Annotated in this window: 21 protein-coding genes; 9 read left to right on the top strand and 12 right to left on the bottom strand. The window is 62.0% G+C overall.

Annotation, left to right across the window (positions count from 1 at the left end; all coding sequences use genetic code 11):
* Nucleotides 1-5: 5 nt before the first annotated feature.
* The 5 genes from ACG33_RS03250 to ACG33_RS03230 form a co-directional block, all read right to left on the bottom strand.
* Complete coding sequence (locus ACG33_RS03250) at nt 6-1,061, bottom strand: ABC transporter ATP-binding protein (protein WP_066918651.1); 1,056 nt, start codon at nt 1,059-1,061, stop codon at nt 6-8.
* Nucleotides 1,051-2,772 carry an ABC transporter permease gene (locus ACG33_RS03245; protein ID WP_083536398.1) on the bottom strand — a complete coding sequence of 574 codons (1,722 nt, stop codon included), beginning with the start codon at nt 2,770-2,772 and terminating at the stop codon, nt 1,051-1,053. The genes ACG33_RS03250 and ACG33_RS03245 overlap by 11 nt, the downstream gene beginning before the upstream one ends.
* 42 nt (nt 2,773-2,814) lie before the next feature.
* Complete coding sequence (locus tag ACG33_RS03240; protein ID WP_083537138.1) at nt 2,815-3,858, bottom strand: extracellular solute-binding protein; 1,044 nt, start codon at nt 3,856-3,858, stop codon at nt 2,815-2,817.
* Nucleotides 3,859-4,073: 215 nt separating this feature from the next.
* Complete coding sequence (locus tag ACG33_RS03235; RefSeq protein WP_066918649.1) at nt 4,074-5,177, bottom strand: GGDEF domain-containing protein; 1,104 nt, start codon at nt 5,175-5,177, stop codon at nt 4,074-4,076.
* Nucleotides 5,177-6,286, bottom strand: coding sequence for a prephenate dehydrogenase/arogenate dehydrogenase family protein (locus tag ACG33_RS03230; protein WP_066918647.1), 1,110 nt, complete (start codon nt 6,284-6,286; stop codon nt 5,177-5,179). The genes ACG33_RS03235 and ACG33_RS03230 overlap by 1 nt, the downstream gene beginning before the upstream one ends.
* Nucleotides 6,287-6,500: 214 nt before the next feature.
* Here ACG33_RS03230 and pdxH point away from each other — a divergent pair, with 214 nt between their 5' ends.
* A complete protein-coding gene (gene pdxH / locus ACG33_RS03225) occupies nt 6,501-7,172 on the top strand; it encodes a pyridoxamine 5'-phosphate oxidase (protein WP_083536396.1) in 672 nt (223 codons plus the stop codon).
* A gap of 27 nt (nt 7,173-7,199) precedes the next feature.
* Here the strand turns inward: pdxH and ACG33_RS03220 are convergent, their stop codons facing one another.
* The 7 genes from ACG33_RS03220 to ACG33_RS03190 form a co-directional block, all read right to left on the bottom strand.
* Nucleotides 7,200-7,649 (bottom strand): ClpXP protease specificity-enhancing factor, encoded by a 450-nt coding sequence (locus tag ACG33_RS03220; RefSeq protein WP_083536395.1) that lies wholly within the window; start codon nt 7,647-7,649, stop codon nt 7,200-7,202.
* A 36-nt stretch (nt 7,650-7,685) separates the two neighbouring features.
* Entirely contained in the window at nt 7,686-8,285 is a 600-nt protein-coding gene (locus ACG33_RS03215) for a glutathione S-transferase N-terminal domain-containing protein (RefSeq protein WP_066918645.1), read from the bottom strand.
* A gap of 65 nt (nt 8,286-8,350) precedes the next feature.
* A complete protein-coding gene (locus ACG33_RS03210; protein WP_066922755.1) occupies nt 8,351-9,094 on the bottom strand; it encodes a cytochrome c1 in 744 nt (247 codons plus the stop codon).
* A 49-nt stretch (nt 9,095-9,143) separates the two neighbouring features.
* Nucleotides 9,144-10,364: a cytochrome b gene (locus ACG33_RS03205; protein WP_066922753.1), complete on the bottom strand. Its 1,221-nt coding sequence runs from the start codon at nt 10,362-10,364 to the stop codon at nt 9,144-9,146.
* A 48-nt stretch (nt 10,365-10,412) separates the two neighbouring features.
* Nucleotides 10,413-11,015, bottom strand: coding sequence for a ubiquinol-cytochrome c reductase iron-sulfur subunit (gene petA, locus ACG33_RS03200; RefSeq protein WP_066918643.1), 603 nt, complete (start codon nt 11,013-11,015; stop codon nt 10,413-10,415).
* Nucleotides 11,016-11,472: 457 nt separating this feature from the next.
* Nucleotides 11,473-12,732 (bottom strand): UDP-N-acetylglucosamine 1-carboxyvinyltransferase, encoded by a 1,260-nt coding sequence (murA, locus tag ACG33_RS03195; RefSeq protein WP_066918641.1) that lies wholly within the window; start codon nt 12,730-12,732, stop codon nt 11,473-11,475.
* A gap of 15 nt (nt 12,733-12,747) precedes the next feature.
* A complete protein-coding gene (locus ACG33_RS03190; protein WP_066922751.1) occupies nt 12,748-12,990 on the bottom strand; it encodes a BolA family protein in 243 nt (80 codons plus the stop codon).
* 99 nt (nt 12,991-13,089) lie between these two features.
* Between ACG33_RS03190 and ACG33_RS03185 the strand changes: the two genes are divergently transcribed.
* From ACG33_RS03185 to rapZ, 8 genes are all read left to right on the top strand, one after another.
* The gene (locus ACG33_RS03185; RefSeq protein WP_066918639.1) at nt 13,090-14,088 is read left to right on the top strand and encodes a KpsF/GutQ family sugar-phosphate isomerase; all 999 of its coding nucleotides are present in this window, start codon (nt 13,090-13,092) and stop codon (nt 14,086-14,088) included.
* Between the two features lie 23 nt (nt 14,089-14,111).
* The gene (locus ACG33_RS03180; RefSeq protein ID WP_066922749.1) at nt 14,112-14,612 is read left to right on the top strand and encodes a KdsC family phosphatase; all 501 of its coding nucleotides are present in this window, start codon (nt 14,112-14,114) and stop codon (nt 14,610-14,612) included.
* A complete protein-coding gene (gene lptC, locus ACG33_RS03175; protein WP_066918637.1) occupies nt 14,609-15,160 on the top strand; it encodes an LPS export ABC transporter periplasmic protein LptC in 552 nt (183 codons plus the stop codon). Before ACG33_RS03180 ends, lptC begins: the two co-directional genes overlap by 4 nt.
* A gap of 41 nt (nt 15,161-15,201) precedes the next feature.
* Nucleotides 15,202-15,987, top strand: coding sequence for an LptA/OstA family protein (locus tag ACG33_RS03170; RefSeq protein WP_168160002.1), 786 nt, complete (start codon nt 15,202-15,204; stop codon nt 15,985-15,987).
* Nucleotides 15,984-16,709 (top strand): LPS export ABC transporter ATP-binding protein, encoded by a 726-nt coding sequence (lptB, locus tag ACG33_RS03165; RefSeq protein WP_066918633.1) that lies wholly within the window; start codon nt 15,984-15,986, stop codon nt 16,707-16,709. Before ACG33_RS03170 ends, lptB begins: the two co-directional genes overlap by 4 nt.
* A 124-nt stretch (nt 16,710-16,833) precedes the next feature.
* Nucleotides 16,834-18,321 (top strand): RNA polymerase factor sigma-54, encoded by a 1,488-nt coding sequence (locus ACG33_RS03160; protein ID WP_066918631.1) that lies wholly within the window; start codon nt 16,834-16,836, stop codon nt 18,319-18,321.
* A gap of 17 nt (nt 18,322-18,338) precedes the next feature.
* Nucleotides 18,339-18,659 carry a ribosome hibernation-promoting factor, HPF/YfiA family gene (gene hpf, locus ACG33_RS03155; protein WP_066918629.1) on the top strand — a complete coding sequence of 107 codons (321 nt, stop codon included), beginning with the start codon at nt 18,339-18,341 and terminating at the stop codon, nt 18,657-18,659.
* A 138-nt stretch (nt 18,660-18,797) separates the two neighbouring features.
* Nucleotides 18,798-19,673 carry an RNase adapter RapZ gene (gene rapZ / locus ACG33_RS03150; RefSeq protein WP_066918627.1) on the top strand — a complete coding sequence of 292 codons (876 nt, stop codon included), beginning with the start codon at nt 18,798-18,800 and terminating at the stop codon, nt 19,671-19,673.
* The last annotated feature ends 31 nt before the right edge of the window (nt 19,674-19,704 follow it).

Raw genomic sequence — 19,704 nt, 5'->3', positions numbered from 1 at the left:
GGGCTTCAATTCTCCCCTGGCATGAAAGCCACCACATGATCCGGTTCGATCCGAATACCGATATATTCGCCCACTGCATGATCATGGTGACTGGGCACGAGTGACAACACCTGGGTACCACTGTCCAGCCGCAGCGTGTACAGGAACGCCGCGCCTCGAAAGGCACGCTGACAGACTCGGGCACGCAACGCGCTGGCATCGTCGTGCACCACGTCATCCGGCCGCAACAGCAGATCGACCTTGGCGCCCGCCGTCAGTTCGCCGTGGCCATTAGCGCAGCAGGCGCGCAGCACTCCCAACTCGGTCTGGTAGGTCAGAGGCGCGACCACCTCGCCGGCAATGAATACGCCTTGACCGATGAAATCGGCAACGAAGCGGGTTCGCGGCCGATGATACAGCTGGTAGGGCGAATCCCATTGCTCCAGTCTGCCTGCGCGCATCACGCCGACGATATCCGCAACCGCGAAGGCCTCCTGCTGGTCATGCGTCACCAGCAGAGCCGTGGTGTTCTGTGATTTCAGCAATCCTCTGACTTCATCCCCCAGACGCTCGCGCAGTTCGATATCGAGGCTGGAAAACGGTTCATCCAGCAGGACGATGGTGGGCTCGGGCGCCAACGCACGTGCCAGCGCGACACGCTGCTGCTGGCCGCCTGAGAGCTGGTGAGGATGATGCGATCGATATTCGGTCAGGCCGACCGTCGCCAGGATTTCTTCCGCACGGCGTATGCGGGCGGCGCGTGTACGCTTATGCAGGCCGAAGGCGACGTTCTCGATCACCGTCAGATGAGGAAACAGCGCATAGTCTTGGAAAACCATGCCGATCTCGCGATTCTCGGGCGGCGTATGCATCTGCGATGTCGAGAGCACTCGCTCATGGGCACGGATCACGCCGGCATCCACCGGCTCGAAACCCGCAATACAACGCAGCGCCGTCGTTTTTCCGCAGCCGCTGGGGCCCAACAGACAACCGATCGAGCCTCGTGGCAGGCCAAGGCTCAATCCATCCACCACTTTGCGCTCCCCGAAGCGGCGTGTGACCCCATCGAGCTCAAGCCACATGCCCGCCCCCCCGCGTCAGCATCGCCGCCGGAATCAGGCCTACGAGGACGATTGCCACCGCCGGCAACGCCGCACGCTCCCACTCGCCGATCGCCGTCATCTCGAAAATCCGCACCGCCAGAGTGTCCCAGCCGAACGGCCGGGTGATCAAGGTAATCGGCATTTCCTTCATGACATCGACGAATACCAGGATGGCGGCGCTCAACAAGCTGGTGCGCAGCAAGGGCATGTGCACCCGGCGTACCAGGGCATGGCCCGTTACGCCCATACCGATGCCCGCCTCATCCAGACTCTGAGTAATACGCTGCAGACCGCTTTCCACCGGATTGAAACCCACCGCCAAAAATCGCGCCATGTACGCCAACAGCACCCCCAGCAGCGTTCCTTGCAGCAATATGCTCGGTGAGTCCGGTCCGAGCCAGGCATGCAAACCCTTTTGCAGCAGGTTATTGAGGGATACCAGCGGCACGATGATGCCCACCGCGAGGACTGTGCCGGGCACCGCGTAACCCAGTGTCGCCAGGCGTACCAGCGCATCGAGCGCCCGCCCATGCGGGCGTCGCAGGAGATAGGCGAGCGCCAGGCTGGCGCCGACGATCACGACAGCTGCACTGGCCGCCAGCATCACGGTATTGGCGACGAATCCCCAGTAGCGGCTATCCAGATCGGAAGCCGCGCGCTTCAGCGTCCACCACAATAGTTGCAGCACCGGCAAGGCGAAGGCCAGAGCCGTGACCAGCGACGCATAGACGGCGGCCACCCACCCCGTTGCGCCGCTCAACTTCAGCCGGCGCGATGTCTGTCCCAGATCCCGCGCGCTGGCGAAGCGCATGCCGCCACGTGAGCGCCGGTCCAGCATCAGCGCGCCCAGCACGAACAGCAGCAGGATGGCACCCAGCTCCAGCGCTGCGTGCACCGAAAACATGCCGAACCAGGCACGATAGATCGCCGTCGTGAATGTATCGTAGTTGAAGATGGAAACCGCGCCGAAGTCCGCGAGTGTTTCCATGCATACCAACGCGAGACCCGCGGCGATCCAGGGCCGCGCCATCGGCAACGCCACGCGCCATGCCGCGCGCATGCGGCCATAACCCAGGATCTGTGCCGCCTCCAACACATGCCGGCCCTGTGTCAGGAAGGCGCTGCGCGCCAGCAGATAGACATAGGGATACAATGCCAGCGACAGGATCAGAATCACTCCACCGCGAGAGCGGATCGCCGGCACCCAATACGAGGATCCGAACGTCGCGCGCAGCCAGGATTGCAGTGGACCGGCATAATCCAGAAACCCGATCGCCACGAATGCCAGCACGTAGGCCGGGATCGCCAGCGGCAACACCAGCGCCCACTCCAGCCAGCGCCGCCCCGGAAAATCGCACAGCGCCGTCAGCCATGCCAGGGTGGTGCCCAGTACACCCGCCAGGATGGCGACACCCGCCAGCAATGCCGCCGTATTGACCAGCACATGCGGCAGCACATGGCGTGACAAATGCGACCAGACCTCCACCTCCGGCGTCACCAGCGCCGACAGGATCACCAGCAGCGGCACCAGCGCCGACAGGATCACCAGCAGCGGCACCAGCGCCGACAGGATCACCAGCAGCGGCACCAGCGCCGGCAGGCACAATAGCGCCGCGAGCAGGAAACCAGGCCTGTACCGAGCCTGTGCCCGAGCGCTCGGAACGCCCTCGGACTGGATCGCGGCATTCATCGACTGCGGTAATGGCTGGAAAACGGTACCGGCCGCGACGGCTCAGCGATATCTGGCACGATCCATCAGGCGTACGGCCGCAGGCTGCAATTCACCGGCATGCGCCACATTCAAAGGACTTTCACGAAAGGTACCCCAGGATGCCACCATCGGATCAGGGGCGACCGCGGGAGACGCCGGATATTCCTTGTCCATCGCCCCGATCATCGTCTGAGCCTCCTGCCGGGACAGCCATTCCAACAGTGCACGCGCCTGATCGGCGCGCGGCGCATGCGCCGTCACGCCAGCCCCGGACACGTTGACGTGCACACCCGCGCCTTGCTGGTCGGGCCAGAACAACTTCAACGGCAGCTCCGGCCGGTCGGCCTGCAGGCGTCCGTAATAATAGGTATTCACGATGCCGACATCGCATTGTCCGGCGATGATGGCCTCCATCAGCAAGGTATCGTTGGCAAATTCCGGCGTCGCGAGATTGGCCACCCAGCCGCGTACGATCTGCTCCGTCTTCTCTTCGCCATGCTGCGCGATCAGCATCGCGACCAGCGACTGGTTGTAAACCGATTTCGAGCTGCGCAGACACAGCCGTCCGCGCCACTTCTCGTCCGTCAAAGACTCATAGGTGTCCAGGTCCTGCGGCTGCACACGCTCGGTACTGTAGACGATCGTCCGTGCGCGCACCGACAAGGCGAACCAGCGATTCTCCGGGTCGCGCAGATGTTCGGGGATATTAGCGTTCAGAATCGGCGAATCGATCGGGCGCAGCAAGCCGCGCTCGGCCGCATGCCAGAGCACACCCGCGTCTACCGTGAGCAACAGATCCGCAGGTGAATTGGCGCCCTCGGCCGCCAGGCGTTCGATCAGCGGCCCCGCATCATCGGTGATCAGCTTGATCGTCCGACCCGTCTGCGCCGTGTATCGATCGAAGATCGGCTTGATGAGCTGCTCGTTGCGTGCCGAATAAACCACCAGGTCCGAAGACGTACGGCCGCAGGCGCTCAACAGGCCCAGGCAGATGCTCAGACAGACGCCCAGACGGATGCTCAGGCCGATCCACCGCGGCACGACGCCGTGAACGCTTGCTGACATGATGTCGAGACCCTCGTATTGGAGGAAAGCTGCGTAATTCCACTTTTCGGACAAGTTCCGGGATGCCCCGAAGACATACCCGGCCGGTGTGATCGGGGAATATCCGGCTGGAAAGACGCAGGAACCGAATTACATAATGAGAATGAATCTCATTAGCTATTTTAGCATGATTTGCCGCTGACACCAGCGACAACATCGGTCCGGATCGCGAGTCATCAAGCGGCGCAGCCGGCTGCTTCCACCCGATTGCGGCCGGCCTGCTTCGCCCGGTAGAGCGCCCCATCCGCCTGGGCCAGCAATCGCTGCGCGGCCAGCTTCAGATCCGGCTCCCCGCGCGATGGCACGATCGCGGCAACACCGATCGATACCGTCATGTCGACACGCGCGCCGGATGAAACGATCAGCGGTGCCTCGCATACCGCGCGGCGAATACGCTCGGCAAGTACCATTGCCTGCTGCATCGTCGCCTCCGGCGCCAGCACGACGAACTCGTCACCGCCGAAACGTGCCGCCGCATCGCTGCCGCGAATCTGTGAATCGACACGCTGAGCTGCTTCCCGCAAAGCCAGGTCGCCGACCAGATGGCCATGCTCGTCATTGATCGATTTGAAACGATCCAAATCGATCAACAAGCAGGCCAGCGGCGAGTTTTGTCGCTGTGCCCGGGCCAGTTCCTCCTTGAGCCGCGCATTGAGATAACGGCGATTGTACCAACCGGTCAGGTAGTCGGTCAGGCCGCTTCGCACCAGTCGAGCACGGTTGATCACGCTTTCGATCGAAACGGAGGCGATGATACCCAGATGCGCCAGGAAATCCGTCGCCAGGTGGCGCGAGAATCGTTTCTCGTCGGCGCTGCCGAAATTCAGACTGCCCTGCAGGCGGTCCTGGCGGCCCAAAGGAATGAGGGCGACACTGCGCAGCCCTTCATGGCCTGAGAACAGCAGTTGATGATCACAGCCCATGTAGGGCCCCAGCCAAGGCCGGTGAAACGAATTGAACTGCGGAGCCATGCCGATCAGGCTGTCGGCGAACAGCAGGCCGGGAAAATCCTCCAGGTTCAGCTGTTCCGCAATCAACAAATGGCGGATCTCGTGCTGAGGATCCACCAACAACAAGGAGACGGCCTCCAGACCGTAGGACGCCTTCAGACCATCGCAGATGGCTTCGATCAACTGTGCCAGAGTCTCAGTCTTCAGCAGGGTCAGTTCCCGCTCCTGATTGCGCCGGAGCAAACGCTCGTTCGTCGCTGCTTCCTCGACCAGGACGCCAATGCGGCGCTGCAGTTCGCGGATTTCGGCTTCGAGATCCCGTGCCGTCATCAAGCCTCCCGTACCCGCCCCGCGAGATATTCGCGGCCGCGCTGCATCAATCGGGCAAACCGCGCCGCGTCGTTCGTGCTCACCGCGCTCCACAATTGCTCTACGGCGGCGCGTAACGCCTGCAGCGACTCGCGTCCGTAGTCATTGAGACTCTGGATTTCAAAATACAGCTCGGGACTTTCCGCCGCCACCTTGCCGGCCACCTCGACTTGCGCGTCATAGGTCGTACTGGAAAGTTGCGCCAGGCGGGGCGCAGCCTCGCCGCTGCCGGCCAGTGCGGTAAAGAAAGCAATATTGAGTGCGTGCGACAAGCCCAGCACATAAGCGATCAAGCGATCATGCTCGTCGAGGGACATCACGATCCGCTCGGCCATGGTCGAAGCAAACAATGCCTGCGCCTCATCGATCGCCGCCTGACAGCCAAGATCGATGAAAATGACATGGCGTCCGGACAATAATTCGGTGTCCGGACCGAACATGGGGTGCACGGAGGTCGCCTGGCAGCCCGCTGACTGCAACGCCTGAATGCCTTGGCGCAGCGGTGTCTTGAGCGAACCCAGGTCGAAGATCGTACCTCGCGGACGGCGCTGTGCCAGCTCCAAAAGCACTTCGTTCGCAATCTTCAGCGGCGTCGCCACCACGATCAGATCCACATCCAGGGAATGCTCGCGCCAGTCTGCAATATAAGCATGCGCTTGGGGATTGCTGGATGCCTCGGGATTGGGATCGGCGACTGTCACGCCGTAGCCCTGGGAAGTCAGAAAGTCGCTGAACCAGCGCCCCATCTTGCCGTGACCACCGATCACCAGGGCGGTCCGACCGTTGCCGCGTCCGCCGGCTGCAACCCGGAGACGTTCCTGTGCCGTCAATGAACCGCGGATCAGCAACCGCATGACAGACTCGACGAGCGCCGGCGAGACGTCCAGCGAAGTTGCGGCCTCGCGCGCCTGCATGATGACGTCGCGTTCACGTTTGAAATCCCGCGTCCCCCGCCCAGCCGAACGCTTGACCTCCGCGACCTGGCGGCTCAATGCCTGTCGTTCGGCGATCAGCGACACGAGTTGACGATCCAGCGCACTCAGGCGCATGCGCAATGCTTCCAGGTTCATGCGGGCAGCCAGTCCGGCGGATAAGGGACACGAGGCCATTCTCGCCCGAGCGGCTCGACGGGAACAGCGCTATTTTTCCGTCGCCCCACGGCCGCCTTCCGGCTCGAGGCGTGGATTCGTTCAGGGTGCATATGCGAACCCGACCGCCGCTCTGTAGGCCGGCTGAATCCGCAACAGGCGCGCGACGCATTGGAAAGACAAGTAAACTGGCGTCATGAGCACCAACGAATTCCTGCCTGAACCCCTGCCCACCGACCCGCTGAACATATTCAAAGACTGGTTTCACGAGGCGATCGAGCAGGGAACGAGCCACTCGCTCAACCCCGACGCCATGACCCTGGCCACGATGGACAAGGCCGGCCGGCCGGCCGCTCGCGTAGTGTTGTGCAAGCAGCTGGAAATTCCGGCGGGCTATGTGGTGTTTTTCACCAATTACGATTCCCGTAAAGGACGCGAGCTCGATGCCTCAGGCCGCGCGGCAGCCGTGTTCCACTGGGACGCGCTGCGGCGGCAGGTTCGTATCGAAGGGCCCGTACTGCATTCGCCCGACCTGGAAAGCGACCGCTACTTTGCCTCCCGGCCGCTCGACAGCAGACTATCCGCCTGGGCGAGCGCTCAAAGCGAGCCTCTCGCCTCGCGCGCTGCGCTTGCACAACAGATGCGGAAGGCAGCTCGCCGATTCACGATTGCACCCGGCAGCGGCGACGCCGAGATTCCTAGGCCACCGCATTGGGGCGGCTATCGATTATGGATCGACTGCCTGGAGTTATGGGTGGAGGGTCCAGGCCGAGTCCACGACCGGGCACAATGGCGCAGAGCCTTGCAGCCTCGGGATGCCTTCACATTCGATGCCGGCCCGTGGCAGGGTACTCGCCTGAATCCCTAGCCGGGGAGAGGATCTTCGGACCCGCGGCTACTTCACGACCTTGAGCGTAGGCCGTGTACGCTTGGGCGCATCGCCGCTGCGGACGTTCGCCGAAAGTGTCCCCGGCGACGTCGACGGGGACTCACTCGGCGCGGTGGGCTGAGGTGGGGGTGCATCGATATCCGAGAAAATCATGCCTTGTCCGGTTTCGCGCGCATAAATACCCAGCACGGCACCGACCGGTACGCTGATGTCGTGAGTCACGCCGCCGAAACGAGCACGAAAAAGTACGAATTCGTTGCCCAAATTGAGTGAACTGGTGGCATTCATACTGACGTTCAGGATGATCTTGCCGCCCTGCACGTACTGATGCGGCACCTCGACGCCTGGTGCCGAGGCATCGACGACGATGTGCGGCGTCTGTTGACTGTCGCTGATCCATTCATGCATGGCGCGCAGCAGGTAGGGTCTGCGGGATGGGACAGGAACTTCAGTCATCGCTCGCTCTGCTGGTCATGGGCCGCGCGATTCCCATCAGGAACGCATCTGCTGCTCGGCACCCGAGAGACTCTGACGAAAGGCCGGCCGCGAAAATATCCGCTTGGCGTACCTTGCAATGGCCTGCGCCTCCGGTACCAGATCGATTTGCCAATGCGCCAGGCGCCACAGGATGGGCGCGATGGTGGCGTCCACGAGGGAAAACTCGTCGGAAAGGAAAAAAGGCTTTGCTTTGAATACATCCGCGCTGGCCAGCACGCTGTCACGCAGCACCTCGCGCGCTTCCTCGGCCCGCTTGCGATCCGCGGGGTCGTCGATTTGCTGCGCCAGCGTATACCAGTCCTGCTCGATGCGATACAGCGCCATCCTGAATTGGGCCCGACTGACCGGATCCACCGGCATCAAGGGCGGATGCGGAAAACGCTCGTCCAGGTACTCGACAATGACCCGTGAGTCGTACAGCACCAGGTCTCGATCCACCAGCGTCGGCACCGTACGGTAGGGATTCAGATCGAAAAGATCTTCAGGCAAGCTGCTGCCGCTCACATCGATCAGTTCGACATGAATCCCTTTTTCAGCCAGCACGATCCTGGTGCGGTGACTCCAAGGATCGTCCGCCCTGGAAAAGAGCGTCATCACATCAGTACGCTCCGATAGATGGCAAGGATCCGTTCCGAGCGGCGTCCGACAGCATCGTACCGCTACTTGACGTCCTTCCAGTACTCCTTCTTGAGCAAGTAGGCGAGCACGAAGAACACCAGCAGGAAGACTAGCACGCGCACGCCCAGACTGCGGCGCTGCAACTGCATCGGCTCGCCTGCATAGTCCAGAAAATTGACGGTGTCACGGACGAATTCATCAAACTCCTGCGGCGAAAGACTGCCCGCCCTCGCCAGTTCGAAGCCCTTGAACTTCTTGTGCACCGTATTGTGCGCAGCATCGCTCTCGCCGTCATAGACCGCCGTCTGGGTGCCCTGTAAATCCCACAGAACATGCGGCATGGACGTGCCCGGCAGTACCGCGTTGTTCATACCGGTCGGCCGGCTGGGATCCTCATAGAACGAGCGCAAAAAGGAATAGACGTAATCCGTACCTCGGCTGCGCGTGATCAAGGACAGATCGGGCGGCGTAACGCCGAACCAGTTCGCGCTATCGTCCGGTGCCATGGCGACACGCATCGTGTCGTGTATCCGCGCGTCGGTGAAGATCAGATTCCCCATCACCTGCTCGTCGCTCAAGCCGAGGTCTGCGGCCAGGCGGCTGTAGCGCAGATACTTCGCCGAGTGACAGCCCGAGCAGTAGTTCACGAAATTGCGTGCGCCCCGCTGCAAGGATGCAAGGTTCGCCACATCGTTGTTCGCCGGCGTGATGAACTCACCGCCCGCAGAAGCGGCCTGAGCGACACCCGCAACCCCCACGGCCAAGCCGGAAACGCTCAAGACCAGGCTCAAAGTCCGGCACAGCCGTCGCGCTATGAGTCGGACCGAATTTTTCTTAATGGGCATGGTAGGTCACTCGCTCCGGCACTGGCTTGGTCTGGTCGATCTTGGTGTACCAGGGCATCAGCAGAAAGAATGCGAAATAGATCAGTCCGAACACCCGCGCAGCGTTCGTATAGCCTGGCGTCGCCGGTTGCAGCCCCAGATAGCCCAGAGCAATGAAGCTGATCGCGAAGGCGGTCAGGAAACCGCGGAAAAGCCATCCGCGATAACGGATCGACTTGACCTTCGAGCGATCCAGCCAGGGTATGAATACGAAAGCCAGCACCGCAGCGCCCATCAGGATGACGCCCATGAGCTTATTGGGCACTGCGCGCAGAATCGCGTAGAAAGGCGTGAAATACCACACCGGAGCAATATGTTCCGGGGTCTGTAAAGGATTCGCCGGCTCGAAGTTGGCGTGCTCCAGGAAGTAGCCGCCCATCTCCGGCGCGAAAAAGATGATACCCGCAAACAGCGCCATGAACACGACGACACCGACCACGTCCTTGACCGTGTAGTATGGATGGAACGGGATACCATCCACCGGATGGCCGTCGGGGCCCTTGAGCTTCTTGATTTCCACGCCGTCCGGATTGTTCGAGCCTACCTCGTGAAGCGCCAGGATGTGCGCGATCACCAGAAAGACCAGCGCCAGCGGCAGCGCGATCACATGCAGCGCGAAGAAGCGGTTGAGCGTGATATCCGAAATGTAGTAGTCGCCGCGGATCCATTCGACCAGCGACTCGCCGATGCCCGGTATCGCGCCGAACAGCGAGACGATCACCTGCGCACCCCAATAGGACATGTTACCCCAGGGCAGCAGATAGCCGAAGAACGCTTCGGCCATGAGGCACAGGTAGATCAGCATGCCGAAAATCCACACCAACTCCCGCGGATTCTTGTATGAGCCGTACATCAGGCCGCGGAACATGTGCAGATATATGATGATGAAGAATGCCGATGCGCCGGTCGAATGCATATACCGGATCAACCAGCCCCACTCCACATCGCGCATGATGTATTCGACCGAGGCGAATGCCTCCGCAGCCGAAGGCTTATAATTCATCGTCAGGAAGATGCCCGTGACGATCTGCAGCGCCAGCACCACCAGGGCCAGCGAGCCGAAGTAGTACCAGAAGTTGAAGTTCTTCGGCGCGTAATACTCACTCACATGCTCCTTCCACATGCGAGTCATCGGAAAACGTGCGTCGATCCAGCCCACCAATGCGCCCATGCGCGTCTCCTCGGCCCGAGTCGAATTTTGCTGCATCGTGGCGCTCATTTATGCGGCCTCCGCGTCGACGCCGATCTGCACGACGTTTTCGGCGAGGAAGCGATACGGCGGTACGCTTAAATTGGTGGGTGCCGGAACGTCCTTGTAGACCCGGCCGGACAGATCGAATTTCGAGCCGTGGCAGGGACAATAGAAACCGCCCGGCCAGTCGGCGCCGAGTTCAGCATCCTGCGGAGAAAAGCGGGCCAATGGAGCGCAGCCGAGATGGGTGCAGACGCCGATCAATACCAGATATTCACCCTTCAGCGCCCGGTCGGTGTTTTTCGCATACTCAGGCTGCAAGGACGCCTTCGAGTCGGGATCGCGCAGCCGCGCCAGCAGCGAGGGATTCTCCAGTTCCGCCAGCATCTGCGGCGTACGATGCACGATGAAGATGGCCTGACCACGCCAGCTGACCTTGATCATCGCACCAGGTTCGAGCTTGCTGAGGTCCTGTTCGACCGGTGCACCCAGTGCCTGTGCGCGTGCGCTCGGCTTCCATGACGCCAGAAAGGGCACCGCCGTAAACGCTGCGCCGATCACGCCGGCCGCAGTGGTGGCAGCCACCAGGAAATGGCGCCTATTGTTATCGATCTGTTCAGCTTCACTCATCCAGACTCTCCGCCCACATGCTTCACGAGAGGATCCTCGCCCTCCCGGCCTCGCCCTTGTGCAGATTCAATCCTGCCCGATGGCCTCGCGCCCGATGATCCCGTGGCGCCCCATAAGACCCGGATCGCCAGGCACTTTCGCCTGGCCGATACCGCAGCCGTAAGCGCCTGCGGCGACGGCCGGCCGGATTCGGACGATCCGGGGCTGGAACCAGGGCTGCGGCACGGCGTGTATTTTAGATGTACAAGGAATTGCGCATTATACACATATCGAAAGATGCACTTTGAAGTCCGGATCGAATGTCGTTCGATCCGTCCGCGGGCTCCTGGACCGGCCGGAAACATCGATCGGAAACGCCGGCCGGAACCCGGGAGCGATCGTCCATGGAGCCGGGCCGCCGGCCCGGGGGGACGTCGCAACCGGGTACCCCCGCATTCCCGATATCGGGCCAGTGCCGTCAGGCGGAGCTGCGCCGGATATCCGCTCCCAGTTGTTTGAGTTTCTCCTCGATCCGCTCATAGCCGCGGTCGATATGATAGATGCGATGAATATCCGTCGTGCCTTCTGCCACCAGCCCCGCCAACACCAGGCTGGCCGAGGCACGCAGATCGGTTGCCATGACCGGGGCGGCAGTGAGTTTCGGCACGCCCCGGATGATCGCCGTACTGCCTTCGATACGGATGTCCGCGCCGAGCCGGCGCATTTCCAGCATATGCATGAAGCGGTTCTCGAAAATGGTTTCGGTGACCGCACTCACGCCTTGCGCGACTGTATTGATTGCGGCGAACTGTGCCTGCATGTCAGTGGGAAAGGCCGGATAGGGCGCCGTGCGTATGTCGACGGCATCCGGCCGCCGCCCGCACATGTTCAGATCGATCCACCGATCACCGGTTTCGATATGCGCGCCGGCTTCGCGCAGCTTGAGCAGCACGGCATCCAGATGATCCGGCCGCGCGCCTCTCACACGCACATGGCCGCGAGATATCGCCCCGGCCACCAAATAGGTTCCCGCCTCGATGCGGTCAGGCAGCACATCGTAGCTGGCGCCGCCCAGGCGTGGCACACCCTCGACGACGATCCGGTCGGTGCCCGCGCCGCTGATGCGAGCGCCCATCGCAACGAGGAATTCGGCCAGATCGACCACCTCCGGTTCGCGCGCGGCGTTCTCGATGACGGTTTCACCCTGCGCCAGGGTCGCCGCCATGAGCAGATTTTCCGTGCCGGTGACCGTCACCATGTCGAGGACCAGGCGCGCGCCTTTCAAACGTCCGGCACGCGCGCGGATATAGCCGTTCTCGATCTGCACATCGGCGCCCATCGCCCGCAGGCCGTCGACATGAATGTTCACGGGCCGCGCGCCGATCGCGCACCCACCCGGCAGCGATACATCGGCCTGGCCGAAGCGCGCCAACAGCGGACCGAGCACCAGGATCGAAGCTCGCATGGTACGCACCAGTTCATAAGGCGCGACGCATTCGCGAATCGTCGTGGCATCGACTTCCACGCGCATCCTGTCGTCGATCGTGACGCTCACGCCCATGCGGCCGAGCAGTTCGATCATGGTCGTCACATCCTGCAGATGCGGTACGTTGCCTACCGAAACGGCATCCTGTGCCAGCAAGGTTCCGGCCAAAATCGGCAAGGCGGCGTTCTTGGCGCCGGAGATACGCACCTCGCCGACCAGCGGCGTCCCACCGCCGATCTGAAGTTTATCCATGTATCAAATCCGGCCTCACGAGTGCCTCGCATCCCTTTCCTCAGGGGTCAGAACCTGCATGCTCAGAGCATGAATTTCACGCCCCATGAGTTCACCCAGCGTCGCATATACGAGCTGATGACGCTGGATCGTACGTTTGCCGGCGAATTGCGGCGCCACGATCAGCGCTTCGAAATGAGTATCGTCCTGGGTTGCGACCCGGACTTCGGCGCCGGGCAGGCCGGCTTCGATCAATGACTGGATAGCAGCGGCATTCATGGGCAGGATATCGATACGATGGGAACGGCCAGTCATGATAGCCCATTTGTTCCTGCGCGCGGATCGCAGTGGGACCATCGGCCGCGCTATCATGCCGGCATGGACGCCGCGACGACCAAGCCGCCCCTCGATACCGACCAACTCCTGGCCAGGGGACGCCGCGTATTCGAAACGGAAATCGCCGCCGTGGCGGCGCTCCAGGATCGCCTTGGCACTGCATTTGTGGCTGCCTGCCGGCTGCTGCACGGCTGTCGTGGCCGGGTGGTCGTCACCGGCATGGGCAAGTCGGGTCACATCGGCAACAAGATCGCCGCCACCTTGGCCAGCACCGGCACCCCCTCGTTCTTCCTGCATCCGGCCGAAGCCAGTCACGGCGACATCGGCATGATCACCCGCGAAGATGTCGTGCTCGCTATTTCGAATTCCGGCGAGACGGCGGAACTGCTCATCATACTGCCCGTCATCAAACGCCTGGGCGTACCGCTGATCGCCATGACGGGCAGGCTGCACTCGACGCTCGCCCGCGCCGCCACGGCCTTGCTTGACGTCGGCGTACCGGCGGAAGCCTGTCCCTATAACCTGGCGCCCACGGCCAGTACCACCGCCGCACTTGCCATGGGTGATGCGCTCGCGGTCGCCGTACTCGAGGCGCGCGGCTTCAGCGAACAGGATTTCGCCCGTTCCCATCCAGGCGGAGCGCTTGGCCGCCGCCTGCTGCTGCACGTCGAGGATGTCATGCGTTCCGGCGATGAATTGCCGGTCGTCGCCCCTGAAGCGAGTCTGCGTGACGGCCTGCTGGAAATGAGCCGCAAGGGACTGGGCATGACAGCGGTCGCGGACCAGGATGGCCGAGTGCTCGGCATATATACCGACGGCGATCTGCGCCGCACACTCGACCGCCCGACCGATCTGCGCACCACGCGGATGCGCGAGGTGATGACGGCCGACCCCAGGACGATCACCGCCCGCGTACTGGCCGCCGAGGCGGTGCGGCTGATCGAAACCCAGCGCATCTCCCAGCTGCTGGTCGTCGACGAACGAGGCGTGCTGGTGGGTGCATTGAATGTGCATGACCTGTTGCGCGCAGGCGTGATGTAGTGCCTGCAGATATCGCCGCTTCGATGGACACCCTTGCGGACCGCGCTCGCGATATCCGCCTGCTGGTGCTGGACGTCGACGGAGTGCTCACCGATGGACGCCTGTATTTTTCCGCACGGGGCGAGGAAATGAAGTCCTTTCACGTCCGCGACGGCGCCGGCATCGTGGCGCTGCTGCGCGCGGGCATACATGTCGCAGTCATCTCGGGCCGCCACTCGGAGGCCGTCGCACGACGCATGAGCGAACTCGGCGTCATGCACGTGCGACAAGGCATTCAGGACAAGGGGGGAGCGCTGCAGGAACTTCTCGGCATCCTGAACGTCACTCCGCAGGCGCTTGCCTGCATCGGCGATGACGTGCCCGACCTGCCCTTGTTCGCCGCGGCGCACCTTGCGGTCGGCGTCGCCGATGCGCATCCTGCCGTCGCCGCCCAGGCGCATTACATCACCAGGGCACGCGGCGGCGAAGGCGCCGTGCGCGAAGTCTGCGACCTGATCATCGACGCCAGGGGACGGCCTCCATGAACTGGCGCTGGGTCTTGGTCGCCGCGCTGCCGGCGGCACTGGTGATCGGCTATGGAGCCTTGGTCGATCGCCGCGCCGCGCCGGTCAGCAGCAGCGAAGCACCACCGCAACCCGGGTATTATCTGCAAGATGCCCTCATCACCGAAACCCATGTCGATGGTTCGATGAAGATGCGGCTGACCGCCCGGCGAATCGAACAGCAGCCGCAGGACGGCAGCTTCCTCTTGAGCGCGGTGCACGCCGATTACTATCAGGCCCCCGATCGTGAATGGAAACTCTCCGCGCGCAGCGGCTTCATGCCGGGCGATTCGCATGTGCTCAATCTGCAGGGCAACGTCGAACTTTGGCCGGCAAATGCCACCGAGGGCGCATTCCTGCGCACCGAGACGATGGCGATCGACACCGACAAGAACATCGCCTACAGCACGAATTCCCCCGTCAACCTGAGATTCGGGCAGCATGTCATGGTCGTGAATAGCTTCACTGCCGATTTAAGCACTGAAAAAATTCGTGTAAAGGCCGCGAAAGGCCGCTATGAACCGCAATGATCATGGGTCACGATAGCTTTACGCCTGCTGCGGGAACCCGCTTGCGACCAGCGCGTAGACCGATCAGCGCCGGCGGGCTGCCGATGGCGATGGCGCTGCTGACGGCGATGACCCTGCCGGTGGTGATGGGCACTGCCGCCGCTCAGGCACCGCGGGTCGCTCCCGGCTTCGTCTGGAGCGCCGACGTGCTCAACTCGGATTTCAGGAGCGATACGCTCGAACTGTCCGGCAATGTGCGCGTCCAGCAGGGCCCCATGTCGATCCAGGCACAAGCAGCCACCGCGCAGGATTTCCGCTCCCAGAACAGCCGTTGGACCTTCCAGGATGCCGTGCATGTCCGCACTGCCGCAGCTGATCTGCAATCGGACGTCGCCAGCGCAACCGTCGTCAACGGCGAAATCGCCAGTGCACGAGTGCAAGGGACACCGGCCATCTTCGAACAACGCGGCGGGCCGACAGACAGTCAGGTGCGAGGCCGGGCCGGAACGATCGAATACGATTTCGTAACCGGCATCGTGACGCTTACGAACCAGGTCTGGTTCAGCAATGGCAAGGATGAATTTCGCGGTGACGTCGTGATCTACAACATTCACGACGAACGCGTACAGATCAATCCTGACGGCAGCTCCTCGGGTCGCGTCCGCGGCATCATTCGCCCGCGCGAAAATCAGCCCTCCGGCGAGCCCCTGCCGGAACGCCTGGACCACGAACCGATCGATTCCGGCCAAACGGATTCGAAACAGACCGATCCTAAACAGACGAACCTCGAGCAGACAGACCCCGAGAAGATGAACTCCGGTCGGACCGTGTCCGGAACTACGGCATGAGTAGCCTGCGCGTCATAGGGCTGGACAAGAAGTATCGCTCGCGGCAGGTCGTCAAGGATCTGTCGATCGAGGTGGCAAGCGGTGAGGTCGTCGGCCTGCTGGGTCCCAATGGGGCCGGCAAGACCACGGCCTTCTACATGATCGTCGGTCTGGTCCAGTGCGATGCCGGACGGATCCTGATCGACCAGCAGGATGTCACTCGCCTGCCGGTGCATCGCCGCGCCCGCCTTGGATTAGGCTATCTCCCCCAGGAAGCCTCGGTGTTTCGCAAGTTGACCGTGGCAGACAATGTACGGGCGATTCTCGAAATCCGTCCTGAGCTGAATGCCGCACAACGCACCGAAATACTGGAATCTCTCCTGGAAGAACTGCATATCGGCCACATCCGCAACAGCCTCGGCCAGAGTCTGTCCGGCGGCGAGCGACGACGCGTGGAAATCGCTCGGGCCCTTGCCGCGGAGCCGCGATTCATGCTGCTGGATGAACCCTTCGCCGGTGTGGACCCGCTTTCCGTACTGGACATCCAGCGCATCATCCGGCATTTGAGCACCCGCCGCATCGGGGTTTTGATTACGGATCATAACGTACGGGAAACATTGGGAATTTGCGGACGCGCCTATATCGTGAACGCGGGTACCGTGATCGCAGCCGGAACTGCGGAGGATATCCTTGCAAACCAGCAGGTCCGTGAGGTGTACTTGGGGCAGGATTTCCGTCTTTGACCAGGATCTGCAGCTTCAAGAGTTCCGTTGAGCGTTCCTGATTTTTCACCCGGTTTTTCATGGGGACGGATGAACGGAGCGCGCTCACCCCGGATCCGTCCATCCGACCCAAGTTGCGAGACGAATGCTCAAACCAGCCCTGCAGCTCAAACTCGGTCAGCAGCTCACGATGACACCGCAGCTGCAACAGGCCATCCGCTTGCTGCAGCTGCCGGTGCTCGAACTCCAGGCGCAGATTCGCGAAGCACTCGAAAGCAACGTCATGCTCGAACCGGAGGAGGAGGAATCGGGCGGTCTGGAAACCGACGATGCCCCGCCCCCCCACCAAACCGCCTACGACAGTCCGCCGCCCACGGAACCCGGCGCTGCCACCCACGAGGAGCGACAGGAAGCCGGCGACGATGAATTCGGACTGGACCTCACCGACGCTGATACCAATGACCAATGGACCGACTCGTCGCTGAGCGGTCCTGCCGAATCTTCCTGGTCCGGTGACGATCAATCCCTCGATTTTTCGGCCGCGCGCGGGGAAACCTTGCAGGAGCACCTGAGCTGGCAGTTGGAGATGTCGCGGCTCGATCCGTACGAGATGCGCATCGGGGCGGCCATCATCGATGCCATCAACGACGATGGCTACCTCATCGAACCGCTGGAAGAAATCGCGGCGAATCTACAACCCGAGACCATGGCGTCGGTGACGGACCTGGAACGGATCCTGAAAGTCGTCCAAGCCATGGAACCGGCTGGCGTTGGCGCCCGATCGGTCGGTGAATGTATTGAATTGCAGTTGCGCCAGTTGGATCCCGATACGCCCGGTCGCGACACTGCTCTACTGATCGCCGCCCAGTATCTCGATGAGGTTGCCGAACAACAATATGCGCTGCTGCGCCGGCAACTGCGGGTCACGGAAGCGGAACTGGAAAACGCGCTGGCGCTGGTACGCTCCTGCCGGCCTCGACCGGGTTCCAGCGTGCATTCGGTGCCGGCGGAATACATCGTGCCCGACGTGTTCATACGGCGTACCGAAAAAGGCTGGGCGGTGGATATCAATCCTGCCAGTCTGCCCCGGATCCGCGTCAACCAGAGTTACGCCAGCCTGATCGGCCGCTCCAGCGACCATGCCATGCTGCGCACTCAGCTTCAGGAAGCGCGCTGGCTGATTCGCAGTCTGGAAATCCGCAACGATACGCTGCTCAAGGTCGCCCGCTGCATCGTGCAGCGCCAGTCGGCATTCCTGGAGCATGGCGATGAACACATGCAGCCAATGATCCTCAAGGACGTCGCCGAGGCCGTGCAGATGCATGAGTCGACGATTTCGCGCGTCACCACCAATAAGTACATGCACACCCATCGAGGGGTATTCGAATTCCGTTATTTTTTTTCCAGCCATGTGGCAGGCTGCGACGGCACCGAATTATCGTCCACCGCCATACGCGCCAAGATCCGCAAGCTGGTCGCGACCGAGGAGCCCGGCAAGCCATTGTCCGACAGCCGTATCGCCGCAATACTGGCCAAGGAAGGCGTACTGGTCGCGCGGCGCACCGTCGCCAAGTACCGAGAGGCGCTGGGTATTCAGCCATCCAGCGAACGCAAACGAATTTTCGTCCGATAGCGTCAACAGGAGGCGCCATGCAATTGAACCTCACCGGCCATCACGTCGATATCACTCCAGCGCTGAAAGACTATGTGGAACGTAAACTCGACCGGGTCATCAGGCACTCAGACCAGGTCATGGACGTGCATTGCATACTGACGGTCGAAAAACTCCAGCATAAAGCCGAGGCGACCATACTTCTGAACGGCACCAAGGTGTATGCCGATGCGATCGACGCCGATATGTATGCCGCGATCGACGCCCTGGCCGACAAGCTCGATCGCCGCGTCAAGAAACACAAGGAGAAACGCTCGGACCATCATGCGGAGGAGGCTCTGAGAGCCCGCTCGATCTGAGCTGTCGACCCGCGGACGCCGGATCCGCGGCGCCGGCCGGGATCGGCGGTACGCCACCACGGGGCACGACTGTCTCCTACCGGTCGGCACCTGCGGTCTGTGCCTCTCATTCGGTTCATTCACTCTTGGTACATCTCCATGCGTCTGGTCATCGTCAGCGGTCTGTCGGGTTCGGGCAAGAGCGTGGCACTGCACATGCTAGAAGACCTGGATTACTACTGCATCGATAACATCCCGGCAGGTCTGCTGCCCATGTTCATCTCCCACACTGTACGTTCGCAGGAATCCACCTACAGCTGCACCGCGGTGGGTGTGGACGCCCGCAACCGCCCTGCCGAGATCGCCTCGGTACCGAAGCTCATCGAGGAACTCAAGCACAGCGGCTTGAACTGCGAAGTATTGTTCCTGCGCGCCGATCAGGATGCTCTGCTCAAGCGTTACAGCGAAACGCGGCGGCGACACCCGCTGAGCCGCTCCGGACTGGGACTGGCCGATGCCTTGGAGCAGGAGCGCGTGCTTCTGGAGCCCATCGCCGATGCCGCAGATCTGATCATCGATACGACCCGCACCAGCGTCCATGACTTGCGGGAGCTGATTCGACAGCGCGTGGCGGGGCGTATCGAAGGGCGCATGTCGATTCTGTTCGTATCATTTGCATTTCGCCATGGCGTGCCGGCGGATGCCGACTTCGTCTTCGACGTCCGCAGCCTCCCCAATCCCTACTGGGAACCCGGGTTGGCGCCTTTGACGGGCCGCGATTCGGCGGTCGTGGAATATCTCGAACATCATCCGATCGTCGCAAGAATGTTCGCGGACGTGGTCGGTTTTCTGGAGCATTGGATTCCGGAACTGATTCGCACCAATCGCAGCTATCTGACCATCGCGATCGGCTGCACCGGCGGCCAGCACCGCTCCGTCTATCTGGTGGAGCGTCTGGCACGCCACTTTTCGAGCCGTTACGCCCACGTCAATGCGCGGCATCAGGTCCTGGGCGCACCCGGCCCCGGGCACTGACCCCTGCACAAGCGCCCATGCGCCGATGCAC

The sequence above is a fragment of the Steroidobacter denitrificans genome, from assembly GCF_001579945.1.
GTDB lineage: Bacteria > Pseudomonadota > Gammaproteobacteria > Steroidobacterales > Steroidobacteraceae > Steroidobacter > Steroidobacter denitrificans.
This window is presented reverse-complemented; position numbering and strand designations above follow the sequence as displayed.

Coding starts and splice junctions, on each gene's coding strand:
- ACG33_RS03250 (WP_066918651.1), bottom strand. CDS start 1,061: ATGTGGCTTGAGCTCGATGGGGTCACACGCCGCTTCGGGGAGCGCAAA.
- ACG33_RS03190 (WP_066922751.1), bottom strand. CDS start 12,990: ATGAATGCCGCTGCTATCCAGTCATTGATCGAAGCCGGCCTGCCCGGC.
- ACG33_RS03205 (WP_066922753.1), bottom strand. CDS start 10,364: ATGGGCGCATTGGTGGGCTGGATCGACGCACGTTTTCCGATGACTCGC.
- ACG33_RS03235 (WP_066918649.1), bottom strand. CDS start 5,177: ATGACGGCACGGGATCTCGAAGCCGAAATCCGCGAACTGCAGCGCCGC.
- lptB (WP_066918633.1), top strand. CDS start 15,984: ATGAGTAGCCTGCGCGTCATAGGGCTGGACAAGAAGTATCGCTCGCGG.
- ACG33_RS03240 (WP_083537138.1), bottom strand. CDS start 3,858: ATGTCAGCAAGCGTTCACGGCGTCGTGCCGCGGTGGATCGGCCTGAGC.
- ACG33_RS03230 (WP_066918647.1), bottom strand. CDS start 6,286: ATGAACCTGGAAGCATTGCGCATGCGCCTGAGTGCGCTGGATCGTCAA.
- rapZ (WP_066918627.1), top strand. CDS start 18,798: ATGCGTCTGGTCATCGTCAGCGGTCTGTCGGGTTCGGGCAAGAGCGTG.
- hpf (WP_066918629.1), top strand. CDS start 18,339: ATGCAATTGAACCTCACCGGCCATCACGTCGATATCACTCCAGCGCTG.
- ACG33_RS03160 (WP_066918631.1), top strand. CDS start 16,834: ATGCTCAAACCAGCCCTGCAGCTCAAACTCGGTCAGCAGCTCACGATG.
- ACG33_RS03180 (WP_066922749.1), top strand. CDS start 14,112: ATGGACACCCTTGCGGACCGCGCTCGCGATATCCGCCTGCTGGTGCTG.
- ACG33_RS03220 (WP_083536395.1), bottom strand. CDS start 7,649: ATGACTGAAGTTCCTGTCCCATCCCGCAGACCCTACCTGCTGCGCGCC.
- ACG33_RS03185 (WP_066918639.1), top strand. CDS start 13,090: ATGGACGCCGCGACGACCAAGCCGCCCCTCGATACCGACCAACTCCTG.
- lptC (WP_066918637.1), top strand. CDS start 14,609: ATGAACTGGCGCTGGGTCTTGGTCGCCGCGCTGCCGGCGGCACTGGTG.
- ACG33_RS03245 (WP_083536398.1), bottom strand. CDS start 2,772: ATGAATGCCGCGATCCAGTCCGAGGGCGTTCCGAGCGCTCGGGCACAG.
- ACG33_RS03215 (WP_066918645.1), bottom strand. CDS start 8,285: ATGACGCTCTTTTCCAGGGCGGACGATCCTTGGAGTCACCGCACCAGG.
- petA (WP_066918643.1), bottom strand. CDS start 11,015: ATGAGTGAAGCTGAACAGATCGATAACAATAGGCGCCATTTCCTGGTG.
- murA (WP_066918641.1), bottom strand. CDS start 12,732: ATGGATAAACTTCAGATCGGCGGTGGGACGCCGCTGGTCGGCGAGGTG.
- pdxH (WP_083536396.1), top strand. CDS start 6,501: ATGAGCACCAACGAATTCCTGCCTGAACCCCTGCCCACCGACCCGCTG.